Source organism: Secundilactobacillus collinoides DSM 20515 = JCM 1123 (assembly GCF_001435975.1).
GTDB lineage: Bacteria > Bacillota > Bacilli > Lactobacillales > Lactobacillaceae > Secundilactobacillus > Secundilactobacillus collinoides.
In genome coordinates, this window is record NZ_AYYR01000013.1 from 29,976 (window position 1) to 41,620 (window position 11,645).

At 50.2% G+C, this 11,645-nt stretch carries 14 protein-coding genes; 9 read left to right on the forward strand and 5 right to left on the reverse strand.

Annotated features, from left to right (window positions below):
• Position 1: 1 nt before the first annotated feature.
• From FC82_RS02635 to FC82_RS02655, 5 genes are all read left to right on the forward strand, one after another.
• A complete protein-coding gene (locus FC82_RS02635; protein ID WP_082620150.1) occupies positions 2-616 on the forward strand; it encodes an NAD(P)H-binding protein in 615 nt (204 codons plus the stop codon).
• A gap of 439 nt (positions 617-1,055) precedes the next feature.
• Positions 1,056-2,096, forward strand: coding sequence for a zinc-binding dehydrogenase (locus FC82_RS02640; RefSeq protein WP_054761351.1), 1,041 nt, complete (start codon positions 1,056-1,058; stop codon positions 2,094-2,096).
• Positions 2,097-2,224: 128 nt separating this feature from the next.
• Positions 2,225-2,539: a metal-sulfur cluster assembly factor gene (locus FC82_RS02645; protein ID WP_054761349.1), complete on the forward strand. Its 315-nt coding sequence runs from the start codon at positions 2,225-2,227 to the stop codon at positions 2,537-2,539.
• A gap of 167 nt (positions 2,540-2,706) precedes the next feature.
• Positions 2,707-4,062 carry a threonine/serine exporter family protein gene (locus FC82_RS02650; protein ID WP_056996133.1) on the forward strand — a complete coding sequence of 452 codons (1,356 nt, stop codon included), beginning with the start codon at positions 2,707-2,709 and terminating at the stop codon, positions 4,060-4,062.
• Entirely contained in the window at positions 4,044-4,268 is a 225-nt protein-coding gene (locus FC82_RS02655) for a hypothetical protein (protein ID WP_056996134.1), read from the forward strand. The genes FC82_RS02650 and FC82_RS02655 overlap by 19 nt, the downstream gene beginning before the upstream one ends.
• 44 nt (positions 4,269-4,312) lie before the next feature.
• Here the strand turns inward: FC82_RS02655 and FC82_RS02660 are convergent, their stop codons facing one another.
• The gene (locus tag FC82_RS02660; protein WP_056996135.1) at positions 4,313-5,443 is read right to left on the reverse strand and encodes an Mbeg1-like protein; all 1,131 of its coding nucleotides are present in this window, start codon (positions 5,441-5,443) and stop codon (positions 4,313-4,315) included.
• Positions 5,444-5,623: 180 nt separating this feature from the next.
• On the reverse strand, positions 5,624-5,968 hold the full coding sequence (locus FC82_RS02665) for a GNAT family N-acetyltransferase (protein ID WP_056996136.1): 345 nt from the start codon (positions 5,966-5,968) through the stop codon (positions 5,624-5,626).
• 359 nt (positions 5,969-6,327) lie between these two features.
• Here FC82_RS02665 and FC82_RS02670 point away from each other — a divergent pair, with 359 nt between their 5' ends.
• From FC82_RS02670 to FC82_RS02685, 4 genes are all read left to right on the forward strand, one after another.
• The gene (locus tag FC82_RS02670; protein WP_056996137.1) at positions 6,328-6,975 is read left to right on the forward strand and encodes an N-acetylmuramoyl-L-alanine amidase; all 648 of its coding nucleotides are present in this window, start codon (positions 6,328-6,330) and stop codon (positions 6,973-6,975) included.
• A 385-nt stretch (positions 6,976-7,360) separates the two neighbouring features.
• On the forward strand, positions 7,361-7,579 hold the full coding sequence (locus FC82_RS02675) for a hypothetical protein (RefSeq protein ID WP_054761339.1): 219 nt from the start codon (positions 7,361-7,363) through the stop codon (positions 7,577-7,579).
• Entirely contained in the window at positions 7,576-8,253 is a 678-nt protein-coding gene (locus FC82_RS02680; RefSeq protein ID WP_235809156.1) for a DNA-3-methyladenine glycosylase family protein, read from the forward strand. Before FC82_RS02675 ends, FC82_RS02680 begins: the two co-directional genes overlap by 4 nt.
• A 13-nt stretch (positions 8,254-8,266) precedes the next feature.
• Positions 8,267-9,232, forward strand: a complete 966-nt coding sequence (locus FC82_RS02685) for an alcohol dehydrogenase catalytic domain-containing protein (protein ID WP_054761336.1) — start codon at positions 8,267-8,269, stop codon at positions 9,230-9,232.
• A 96-nt stretch (positions 9,233-9,328) separates the two neighbouring features.
• Here the strand turns inward: FC82_RS02685 and FC82_RS02690 are convergent, their stop codons facing one another.
• The 3 genes from FC82_RS02690 to FC82_RS02700 form a co-directional block, all read right to left on the reverse strand.
• Positions 9,329-10,738, reverse strand: a complete 1,410-nt coding sequence (locus tag FC82_RS02690; RefSeq protein ID WP_056996138.1) for a DHA2 family efflux MFS transporter permease subunit — start codon at positions 10,736-10,738, stop codon at positions 9,329-9,331.
• A gap of 63 nt (positions 10,739-10,801) precedes the next feature.
• The gene (locus FC82_RS02695) at positions 10,802-11,260 is read right to left on the reverse strand and encodes a MarR family winged helix-turn-helix transcriptional regulator (protein ID WP_054761328.1); all 459 of its coding nucleotides are present in this window, start codon (positions 11,258-11,260) and stop codon (positions 10,802-10,804) included.
• 67 nt (positions 11,261-11,327) lie between these two features.
• A complete protein-coding gene (locus tag FC82_RS02700; RefSeq protein WP_054761325.1) occupies positions 11,328-11,603 on the reverse strand; it encodes a hypothetical protein in 276 nt (91 codons plus the stop codon).
• Positions 11,604-11,645 lie beyond the last annotated feature (42 nt).

Sequence of the window (11,645 nt, forward strand, 5' to 3'; positions counted from 1 at the left end):
GATGAAAAAAGTATTGATTTTAGGCGCGGGCGGACAAATTGCTCAGTTTGCCGAGGCTGAATTAGCGGGCAAGGCTGACTTGACCCTGTTTTTGCGCCACCCAGAAAAGTTATCCCAACCGGTTGGCACGGTGATCACTGGCGACGTTTTTGACACGGATCAATTAGCCGCAGCGATGAAGGGTCAGGACATTGTTTATTCAAACTTGGGCCCGCAACCAATGGCAAAGATGGCCAAGGCCGTTATTGCAGCTGCTGAAAAGGCCGGTGTCCAGCGATTGATCTGGGTTGCCACCGTTGGCATTTACCGGGAAGAACCCGCAGACCACGTTGCTGAAGTAGAGGCTATCTATGGTGCTGCCGATGATCCAACCAGTTACTTTGGCGATGAACGCGTGGGCGCGGACCTTATCGAAGCCAGCAGCCTGACCAGCACCATTATTCGGCCAAACACACTGACAAACGGGACGGCCGTGGAAGAAGTCGTTGTGAACGGCCGGCATGACACAGTCAGCGGTCAGCCGATCGCTAGGCGCACGGTGGCACACTTTATTAGTGAACTAGTTTTAAACGATGACCAGTATGAAAATGAGTCGATTGCTATCAGCACTAAATAAGTGATCCATTACATTAAGCAAGGGACAAAGGCCGTTTTGTTCCCAGAATAAAGGGCACCCCAGAAAAAAAGCAATTGGGATTTTCTGGGGTGCCTTTATGGTCGAGCGCAGTTGGCTGATACTCATCGATTATTCTAGGCAGCTGAGCGGACAGCCTTTCCTCAACACAGAGGCGCTCTCAAAACGCCTTGCTTCACTCCCTATACATACAAAGCATAGCAGCCATACACACTGAGTATTATCTACAAGCCGGTATCCGCCGTATACTTGATTTGGAACAGTAGACAGTTGTTCACTAGCGCACACGTGAAGCACACTTTTTGCCAGAAAAGGTGATAGACTAGTGCTGGTAGCTGTAAGCGATTTAACAAACGTAGCAGTTATATTCGTCACTGCAGCTGATGTTTCAAGTTTATATAATGAAAGGATGTATCTTAATATGAAATCAACAATTTTTGTTAAACCCGGCGAAGTTGCCGTAAAGGACGTGGATATGCCAACGATTCAGGCGGCCGACGATGTTATCATCAAAGTCGTTTTGACCTGTGTCTGCGGGTCAGACCTGTGGGCCTACCGCGGGTTGCAGGATGCTGAACCCAACTCACAAAACTCCGGCCATGAAGCCATTGGGGTAGTCACGGAAGTTGGCGATGATATCACGACCGTACAACCCGGTGATTTTGTGATTGCACCTTTCACCCATGGCTGCGGCCACTGTGCCGCTTGTCGGGCCGGTTTTGACGGTGACTGTCAGGACCATACCGATAACTTCAGTGCCGGCGTTCAGGCCGAGTACATTCGTTTCCAACACGGCGAGTGGGCGCTGATCAAGATTCCCGGTAAGCCCGAAGATTACAGTGAGGCCATGCTGAAATCCTTGCTGAGCCTGGCCGATGTCATGGCCACTGGTTACCACGCTGCCCGCGTTGCGAACGTTGGTGCCGGTGACACGGTTGCCGTTGTCGGTGACGGTGCCGTTGGGCTGTGCGGTGTTATTGCTGCCCAGATGCGCGGTGCTAAGCGGATCATCATCATGAGCCGTCACGAAGACCGTCAGAAACTGGCCGTTGAATTCGGCGCAACGGATGTTGTTGCTGAACGGGGCGATGAAGGGGTTGCTAAGATTATGCAGCTGACAAACAACGCCGGTGTGGATGCCGTTTTGGAATGTGTCGGGACTGAATTGTCTAACGAGACAGCCATCAACATCGCCCGTCCCGGCGCCGTCGTTGGCCGGGTGGGCCTGCCGCACGAACCAAAGATGGACATGAGCCGGTCATTCGGCACCAACACGATTATTGCCGGTGGCCCTGCGTCCGTTACGACCTACGATAAGGCAGTTTTGTTAAAGGCTGTGCTGGACGGTGACATTCACCCCGGCAAAGTGTTTACCAAGGCCTTCAAGCTCGCTGATATCAACACGGCTTACCAAGCCATGACCGACCGTGAAGTCATTAAAGCGTTGATTCAACCCGCCTGATTTATCTGAAATTAAATGAACTACTGAAAACAACCGCTGCGGCCGATCCCGCTGCGGTTGTTTTTTGCTGTCATTTGCTGGTGGTCGTATTATTATAGGAGATGTCTAAGTGAGAGGAGGCGGTCAACATGACTGATCAGGAGACACGTCAGACCATTGAAAAACAGCTGCAAACCGTTTATGAACCGCAGCTTATGGTTGACGTCTATAACCTGGGACTGGTCTACAACATCAAAGTCGCTGACGGGCACTGTTACATTACAATGACGCTGCCGTCCATGGGGTGCGGCTGTGTGCCGCAAGTGACCGACAACGTTCAGCAGGTCTGCACACAGGTTGCCGGAATTACTGAAACAACGGTGAATATCGTTTGGGAGCCGGCCTGGACACCTGCCAAGATGAACCGAATCGCCCGCATCACAATGCAAACCAATCGTGGGTAGTCGTTTAAAAGACGTTTTCTATGAATTTGGTGAAAAACAATAAAAAAATTTGGGGTGAAAGCGGTAACCTGACCCGGACCGGTTTTCATCATTTCAAATCGTGGTAAGATATTGAGTGATGGTTTTTTTGCTAACAACTAATAACAAACATGGGAGAGACTTACATAATGAGTGACAACGGTGACGAACACGCACTAAACGAGGAAAAGATGCCCCAGAATCACCACATGAAAATTCCTTGGAATCGCATCAGCGATGATGAGGAAGTCCCGGCTATGGAGGCGACAGTCAAGCTCAAATCATCGCTGGTCGGCCGCGTGGGCATTCAGATGCTGTCGTGCGGAACTGGGGCCTGGCGCGTCCGTGAGGCCATGAATACGGTGGCGCGGACGCTGGGCCTGATCTGTTCAGCAGACATTGGGCTGACCTCGATCCACTACACCTGCTTTAATTACGAACACAGTTACACCCAGGTGCTGGCACTGGCCAGTACGGGGGTGAACACGGATAAACTGAACATTCTTGAGCATTTTGTTAAACAATTTCCCGATAAATACGCCAAAATGACCATCCGCCAGATCCACCAGAAGCTTGATGCCATTCAGGTGCGGCGGGGCAACTACCCGCCGTTTATCGCGGGTTGTGCAGCTGCCGTAGCCTGCGCCGGATTTACATTTTTGCTGGGCGGCGGGCCGATTGAAATGCTGTGTGCCTTCTTTGGCGCCGGCATTGGGAACTGGTTGCGTCAGGTCATGATTCGGCACCGGTTAACGTTGCTGGCCAGCATTTCGGTCAGTGTGATGGTTGCGTGCCTGGTTTACTTCTTTGTCTTTTTGGGTCTGCGGATCTTCTTCCACATTCCGGAAGCCCACGAGGCGGGGTACATTGGCGCGATGCTGTTTGTGATTCCCGGTTTTCCATTTATTACGAGTATGCTGGATATTTTTAAATCCGACATGCGCTCTGGATTAGAGCGCTTGACCTCGGCTCTGTTGATCACAATCGTCGCGACACTGGTCGGATGGCTGGTCGCGATGCTGGTCCACTTTCGGCCAGAGAACTTTTTGCCGTTGGGACTCGGTGTCGTGCCAATGCTGCTGCTGCGCTTACCGGCCAGCTTTTGCGGGGTCTACGGTTTCTCAATGATGTTCAACAGCCCGCAAAAAATGGCCGTCACGGCCGGCATCATCGGGGCGTTTGCCAACACCCTGCGGCTCGAATTGGCGCAGTTGACGAATTTGCCGCCGGCCGCCGCAGCCTTCTGCGGCGCTTTATTGGCTGGTTTGCTGGCGTCATTGATCAACCGCTATAACGGCTATCCTAGGATCTCGCTGACGGTGCCTTCGATCGTGATCATGGTGCCCGGGCTGTACATTTACCGTGCCGTCTACAACATCGGTCTCAACAACATCGGCGTCGGTGCCCTGTGGTTGACGAAAGCCATTCTTATCATCATGTTCCTGCCGCTTGGGTTGTTTGTGGCACGGGTGCTGATGGACAAGGATTGGCGGCACAACGGCTGACAATCGTTCAAAAAACGTCCTGTTTGCAACCAACGACTGACCGGTACCAAGACGGGATCAACTTAGCCGTGAAGGATAGAATTTTTGAACTGGTCAAGGTCAACTCCTGCAGTAAATTTGATAGTAGTTTCAACTATGTGCTGCATAAAAAAGGTCACCGTACCAGCACTGCAAACTATGGTGCGATGAATCACATATACAAATAAAAAATGGTTCTCAACTCGCAGTTAGTCTGCGGAGTGAGAACCATTTATTTTGTTTTGGTGAGCGGCTTTTTCCTTGGCAGTGCTGGTAAGTGCACCTCCGGCAGTTTAAGCTGCGGTTTCATTGTTTCGGTGGCCCCGCTGAAAAATGTGCCGATCAGTTGGCCCGTAACCGTACGCCACTGGTGTTTGACCTGCGGAGACGTGTCACTGAGTGCCTTTAAGATCAGTCTTACCGAAATTTCCCAGTTAGCACTCATATCACGAAAATCTTGGTAGTGGGTCGCCCGCAGTACGCTAAACAGCGAATCGAGAAATTCCTTTTTGGTGGCATTATCCAGTTGTGACAGCCAGGTGGAAACGGATTGTTGGGTGAGTTGAGAAAATCGGCTGGTCGTTGTCAGCAGGGCGAAGCTGGCGTTATTAACTTCCCAGGTGAACGGATCGTGCTGTCTAAAACCAAACGCATTGCTTTTGACTACTTGGTAGCCCGTTTCTGGTTCCAGCAGCAGGCCGATGATCGAAGCCTGCGGAATAAATTTAGTTACCTTTGCTTGAACGGCAGCCGGCAAGGGCTTTTTTGTGCCCGGACCATCCACCGAGAACACCCGTTGAATCTGGTTTTGCAGAAACCCGCGACTGTGCAGACATGTGAAGACAGCGAGGTTGCCGCCCTTGGAATGACCGCCCAAGAAATAGGTGCCCGGATGCCGGCTTGCCTGTTTTTGGTAGTACCGCAACGCCGACCGCTGTGACGGAATATCACGCATGAAGGTCATATTGAAATCTTCTTTCCAGTCAGTGAGTGTGGCTGTGGTGCCGCGGTACGCAATGTAGTGGGTGCTGGGTCCAAGATCAAAGGTGACCGCACAAAATTGCTTTTCTGTCTCTAGATCGGCACTTTTGATCCAGTCATGCCAGCGGATGTTGCGGAAACGCGGACTATGCTGGAGGGTCAGCAGCAGGTTGAAGTTGGCGGCAGCGTTCCACGTGAGTCTGACCACATCCTTAATGAGCAGCGGATCGGTCAGGTCGGCCAGACGGTGAATATGATGCCGGTTTAACGCGTGAAAATCGACGTAGGCGAGTTGCGCTAAAATGACACCGTCCACGTCGGTGAGGGGCAGCGCACTGAATGTTTGTGCATGGGTCTTGACATAGTGGATTAGGTCAGCCATCATTTTTCCCTCCAATCACGGGTCACTATTACTTATTGTTAAGTTTACCGCAATTGGGCGGGTCATAGGCGTGAAAATAATTGACCTTCATTTTGAGGCCGTGTGCTAGTGTAATTCTTTGAAGAAATAAAAGCGGGAGGCGCCTTCGACCGGTGAGCCTTTAAACTCGTGCATGACGTGTTAGTCGTGTTTTTTGTAGAAGTCGGGCGCGTTAAAACTCATCGTTTCAAGCGTGATGAACCTGCACTGCCCTTTTTTGGCGATCTTTTCTGCTTCACTGATCAGAAATGAGCCGATTCCCTGAGAACGGTTTTCCGGCTTGATTGCAAACAGGGCGATGTTCATGCTGTTAAAGAAGATACTGGCCACCAAACGGCCGAGGATCTTGTCGTCCTCAACGGCACCAAGACTGACGCTGCGACTGCCGAATTCGACGCGGTCACCCATTTTAAGCTGGGTGTCGGTGTTGAGCCACTGGCCGGTACTGACTTGGTTTTCTTCAAAGTTCAGGGTCATTAATTTCATGATGTAACGCTTTTTTTTCGTGAATAGGGTATGGCCGTTAAAGCTCTAATCAATCGCATACACTTCTCGATATGATACTGCCAAGTCTGGTCACGCTTTTTTATCATGTAACCGTTGTAACGGCTTTACTCGTTCGCGATTCGTGTATCGTACCGCTACTGCAATTGTTATTGGCCAAACAGTGCCAAATATTTTGAAAATGATATCAATTTTTCTGCTATTCGCTGTTAACTTGTTATATAATTAAAACGTTATTGAAAGATAGATGACAACCGACCCAGACTGAAGTACTAAATGGGGGTACTGCGGGTCAGTAGTTGATTGCCGTTTGGCTTTACAACTTAGTAGGGGGAATCACTGTGAAAAAATTGTCGAAGGTTTTATTGGGTGCTGTTGCGATGTTGTCGTTGCTCGCTCTGTTTGTTGCACAACCAGTACAGACAGCTAGCGCGTCAACCAAGAAAGAATATTTGTTAGTCATGGGTCACGGTGCCGGCGACCCTGGCGCACGCGGCAACGGTAATACAGAAGCCAATCTGTTGCGAAAAAAACTGTTGCCGCACTTAGAGAAATATGCAAAAAAGGTCAAGAAGTCGAAAATTGTTTTCTACAACCCGAAGCACAACATGGTTACGGATACGCGCAAGGGCGGCGGGTCACACAAGGTCAAAAAGACCACTTCGGTCATCATGTTCCACTTTGATGCCAGCACCAGCCGGTACGCTAACGGCGGCCACGTGATCATCTGTCACCGCAAACCGAATACCCGGGAAAAGAAAATGGCAGCTGTCATCAAGAAGTACGTCGGTTTGAATAAAGCCTATAACGGTTACAGTTACCGGACTGATTTGAAAAATTGCAACGTCCTGCGTCGGCGCGGAATCGATTTCAGTCTAGTTGAGACCGGGTTTATTACCAACAAGCGGGATTATCAGCAGATCAATAAGCATATTGATAAGATCGCCAAGGGGTACATTGAGGCGATTACTGGGGAAACGGTGAAGTAAGAAACCAGGTGAAAAAAACTGTCTGCCTACTATAACTCCTTTTCGCTATGTGCAGTTTTCTGTTTTCTGGAACGTGTTTCGGCACGCTAGCCAAGAAAAGAGCTGCAAGTCTAGCTAGTGAAAAAACAGCGTTTGAACTTTGAAGCGCCCAGTCAATGGGTGTAATACCGCCTTTATATATGGTGGCAGCGCATCAGTCAAAAATCCTACTTGAAATTTGCAAGTTCTCAACGCTATAAATCACCGGTACAACACGAAAGTAAAACAGTATCAATCTAATAGTAGGACCAAAAATCTTCAGCCGCACCCAAGACTGAAGATTTTTATATTGCCTAACGCGAACATATGTTCTAAAATAAACCTAACCACCAAGGAGGTGTCGCTAATGCCGCAATCACTGCTTGATCAGCTTCAAACTGTTTTTGAAACACAACAGCCGGTTCAACTGTGGCTGCAGGAGGACGCGGATACATCCTTGGATGCAGCAACGTTTCGCGGTTTAGTGATAGCCGTTGATGATACCGCAGTCGAAGTGTTCAACGAGGCGGATGAGACCTATCGAGTTTATGATAGGGACATCAAACGTGTCACGAGACTGACATGACTGAAAAGAAAGGCGGGTTCACAATGACCACGATGCACCATTTAGATGATCAGTCCCCGGCAATTCAGCACCTCGTTAAAGTTGACAAACGACTGGCCAAGCTGATTGCGACGATTGGGCCGATCGATTATCATATTTCTGACAATTCATACGGTTACCTAGTTGCGAACATTGTTGGGCAGATGCTGTCAAACAAGGTGGCGGCAGTGATCCTAAAACGCCTGCAGGAGCTCTGTGGCGGGCATATCACGATGCTGGCCATCAAGAACCTGTCCGATGATGCCATTCATGGTGTTGGCTTGTCAAAGTCAAAAGTGGGGTATATTCGCAGTTTAACGACCGCGGTTGAAACTGGTCAAGTGGACTTTGCCAGCTACCCGGCCATGAGCGATGAGGCGGTGCTTAAGGACCTGACAACGATTCGAGGTATCGGTAACTGGTCGGCCAAGATGTACCTGTTTTCGGTGCTGGATCGGCCTGATGTGCTGCCGGTCGAGGACAAAGCGTTTTTACAGGGGTACGGCTGGTTGTATAAAACAACAGATTTTAGTGCCGCCGCCGTGCGGAAAAAGGCCGAGAAATGGCGGCCGTATCGCACCATCGCCGCTAAGTACCTGTACCGGGCGGTTGATCTCGGCTTAACGAAGACCCCGTTTCATTTGTTTAAGGATTGATTGGAGGAAAATCATGCAAGCATACGTTGTTGAGCATCCTGGCGGCCCTGAAGTATTGCGGTTGAAAGAGATTCCAACGCCCGCGGTCAAGCCTGGCTGGACCCGGTTAAAAGTGTTGGGATTCGGCATCAACCACTCAGAAATTTATACGCGCAAAGGCGAGTCGCCCAGCGTCAAGTTTCCTCGTGTTTTGGGGATCGAGGTGGTTGGTGAAATTGACGAAACAAGTGCCCCCGACACCTTTGAATTGGGCCAGCGCGTGGTCTCTATCATGGGTGAGATGGGGCGCGCTTTTGACGGCAGTTATGCCGAATATGTTTTGGTGCCCAATACCCAAATATTTCCGGTCAAAACGACATTGTCGTTGCGTGACCTGGTGGCAGTGCCGGAAACGTATTACACGGCCTATGGTATTTTTAAAAGTTTGCAGTTAAAGGAGACGGATTCAGTTTTGATTCGGGCGGCGACTAGCGGTGTTGGTATCGCTGATTTGAGGCTGATCCGGGCATTTAATCCGCACATTCAAGTGACTGGGACGACCCGGTCTGAAGACAAACTGAACCAGTTGCTGACGGCGGGCTTTGACGATGTGATCATTGCCCCCGACAGTGAAAAATTGCCAGCCGGCGTTGGAAATTTCGATAAGATTATTGATTTGATTGGCCCGTTAAGTGTGCGGGATTCTTTGCAGCATCTCAACGCCTTTGGCATCGTGAGTGCTACCGGCGTGCTCGGCAACGAGTGGACGGTACCGGATTTCGACCCAGTTGGCGATATCCCCAATAATGGTTATCTGACCGGCTTTAATTCCGGTGAGGTTTCCAGCACGTTGATGCAGGAACTATTTGATTTCATCGACCAGTACGACGTTCAGGTAGCACCCGCCAAGGTGTTTAATTTTAACGAGGTTGCCCAAGCCCACGCCTATTTGAGTGAAAGCGGCGGTCTTGGAAAAGTGATCGTGATGGTGGAACCGTAAGTGTCGTTTTAGGTGAAAAAGCATCAGTACTGACTAAAAACAGGCCCCCGGTGGCAATCACCAGCGGCCTGTTTTTTAGTTGATTGCGACTTTTTTTTAGTTGGTCGCGCGTTGCTTTTTGTTTTTCAGCCGCAGTGACAAGATAAATCCAAGAATTGCCATAAGGAAGGCAACCAAGAAGGAGAACCAGTAGCCGTGGTTGAGCTGATTAACGTTTGACAGGTGTTCCGAACTGCCGATCTGCGTCCCAAATGAGACCAGCATCATCAAGATGGCGGTACCTAATGAGCCGGCAATCTGCCGCACCGTGGAGGAGGCTGCGTTACCGTGGACGCTGAGTTTCGGCGACAGGGCGTTGATCCCTTCTGTAAACGTCGGCATCATGACGGTTGCGATACCGATAATTCTGAAGGCATAGGACGCGGCGACAATAACCAGGCTGGTTTGCGGCGTGAAGAACAGCATCGGTAAAGTTCCAATGGCCACAATAGCGAAGCCGATAAGAGAAATCGTTTTGATACCGTACTTATCGTACAGCCGGCCAGAGATGGGGCTCATCAGACCTTCCAGCAGCGCACCTGGTAACAGCAGCAAGCCAGATTGGAGTGCCGAGAGTCCGTGCACCCGTTGGAGGTACAGCGGCAAAACCAGTTCGACCCCTAACAGTGCAACGTTACTGAGGGCACTCAGAGCTGTGGTCAGCGAGAAGGTTTTATTTTTGAAGACGGTCAGATTGATCAGCGGGTTGGCAATCTTAAGCTGCCGGTGACCAAAGGCGATGAGGATCACAATACCAACGATGAGGGAAACGATGCTGGCGGTGTCGAGGCCGCCGGTGTTGCCGATGGCTGAGAAACCATACAGCAGGGCGCCGAAACCAAGCGAAGATTCCGCGATTGATAGCCAGTCGACCTTGACGTCCTTGGAGGCAACGACTGGGTGAACCCAGAAGACCGCCGCGATGATGAGAATCAACGCCAGCGGGATCAGGACGCCGAACAACCACTTCAGACCCAGATTATCAATGATCCAGCCGCCGACCGTCGGCCCAAGTGCCGGGCCGAAGCCAACGACCAGGCCGATGACCCCCATGACGGTTCCACGTTTGCTTTCGGGGTACAGTAATAGGACGACGTTTTGAATCAGCGGGATCATGGACCCGGCCGAAATGGCTTGAATCAGCCGGCCGATAAGCAGCATGATAAAACTATTGGCAAAAAAGCCGATCAGGGAACCCAGCAGGAAAATGGCCGCCAGGGTGATCACGGTGTACTTCGTATTAAATTTGTGAAAAACCCAGGCCGAGAGCGGAATCATCAAGCCAGCGACCAGCTGATACCCGGTACTGACCCACTGGGCGGTGGATTGGGTGACGTGGTAAACTCTGATGATGGTGGGAATCCCGTTGTTGAAGAAGGTTTCTGTCAGCAGCATGGTGAAGGCACCAATTAGCATGACTCCTAACATTAAATTTCGGTTTTTTGCGGGTGATTTAATTGTGAGCATGAAGGTCACTCCTAACTGTGTAGCAGGCTACACTTTATTTTAAAAATAAAACGCCGATTGGCGCTAATTGAGTTCCAGACTGACAATCATTTTATTAAATAATTGTGACAGCGTTTGTTTTTCCTCAGTGGATAATTGACTAGTGAGTTTGGCTTCCGAGTGGGTGACCTGTGATTGGATGCGGGCGGTGTTTTTGTCCAGAAACGCGGCGCCCTTGTCAGTGAGCAGCAGAACGATCTGCCGCCGGTCATCGGCGGCGGGGGTCGTGCTGATCAGCCCGGTAGCGGCCAATCGTTTAACGATTCCACGCGTGGTCGGGTGACTTAACCGCAACGTTGTTTCCACTTCTTTTTGGGTGAGTTGCTGCGGATGCCGGTCAGCCAGTTGCATCAGCACTGCCGTTTGGGTGCCGGTCAGCGTGATACCCAGTTGTTTGAGGCCGTTGTTCATATCCTTTTCAAAGAGGATATTGAGGACTTTTAGCTGTTGGCCAAGGTTGTTTGAGAAAAATGGTTCAGGCATGCGACCAGCTCCTTTCAATAGTGTGTAGTATGCTACACATTTTGGCAAAAGTCAAGTCCCCTTGACTTTATTTAAGCGGAATAGTATTTCTATTGAGTTTGAAAGGTGGGTATTTACGTTCGTTGGCATTAATATCTGCAGACGGGTTCAATTCTGATAAGCGCGGACCCTTTTCTTTTTCTGCCGGTTGACAACCGCCCAACTCACGCTTATCATTGGAACAGAATTGAATAGTGATCGGCAATGACAAAAGAAGGTCAGTCAACTTGGGCAGCAGCGATTCCGGGAAAGTGGAAGCCGGAAGCTTAAAGTTGAGTGATTGGCGCTTTTCGAGCTGAACCAATTAAGCTGCTGGGAGTCTTCTCAGAAGTAGGGTGGAACCGCG

Bases quoted from the DNA above. Each gene is read 5' to 3' on its own strand.
- FC82_RS02675 (WP_054761339.1), top strand. From the start codon at position 7,361: ATGCCGCAATCACTGCTTGATCAGCTTCAAACTGTTTTTGAAACACAA.
- FC82_RS02650 (WP_056996133.1), top strand. From the start codon at position 2,707: ATGAGTGACAACGGTGACGAACACGCACTAAACGAGGAAAAGATGCCC.
- FC82_RS02690 (WP_056996138.1), bottom strand. From the start codon at position 10,738: ATGCTCACAATTAAATCACCCGCAAAAAACCGAAATTTAATGTTAGGA.
- FC82_RS02695 (WP_054761328.1), bottom strand. From the start codon at position 11,260: ATGCCTGAACCATTTTTCTCAAACAACCTTGGCCAACAGCTAAAAGTC.
- FC82_RS02635 (WP_082620150.1), top strand. From the start codon at position 2: ATGAAAAAAGTATTGATTTTAGGCGCGGGCGGACAAATTGCTCAGTTT.
- FC82_RS02685 (WP_054761336.1), top strand. From the start codon at position 8,267: ATGCAAGCATACGTTGTTGAGCATCCTGGCGGCCCTGAAGTATTGCGG.
- FC82_RS02665 (WP_056996136.1), bottom strand. From the start codon at position 5,968: ATGAAATTAATGACCCTGAACTTTGAAGAAAACCAAGTCAGTACCGGC.
- FC82_RS02680 (WP_235809156.1), top strand. From the start codon at position 7,576: ATGACTGAAAAGAAAGGCGGGTTCACAATGACCACGATGCACCATTTA.
- FC82_RS02645 (WP_054761349.1), top strand. From the start codon at position 2,225: ATGACTGATCAGGAGACACGTCAGACCATTGAAAAACAGCTGCAAACC.
- FC82_RS02640 (WP_054761351.1), top strand. From the start codon at position 1,056: ATGAAATCAACAATTTTTGTTAAACCCGGCGAAGTTGCCGTAAAGGAC.
- FC82_RS02660 (WP_056996135.1), bottom strand. From the start codon at position 5,443: ATGGCTGACCTAATCCACTATGTCAAGACCCATGCACAAACATTCAGT.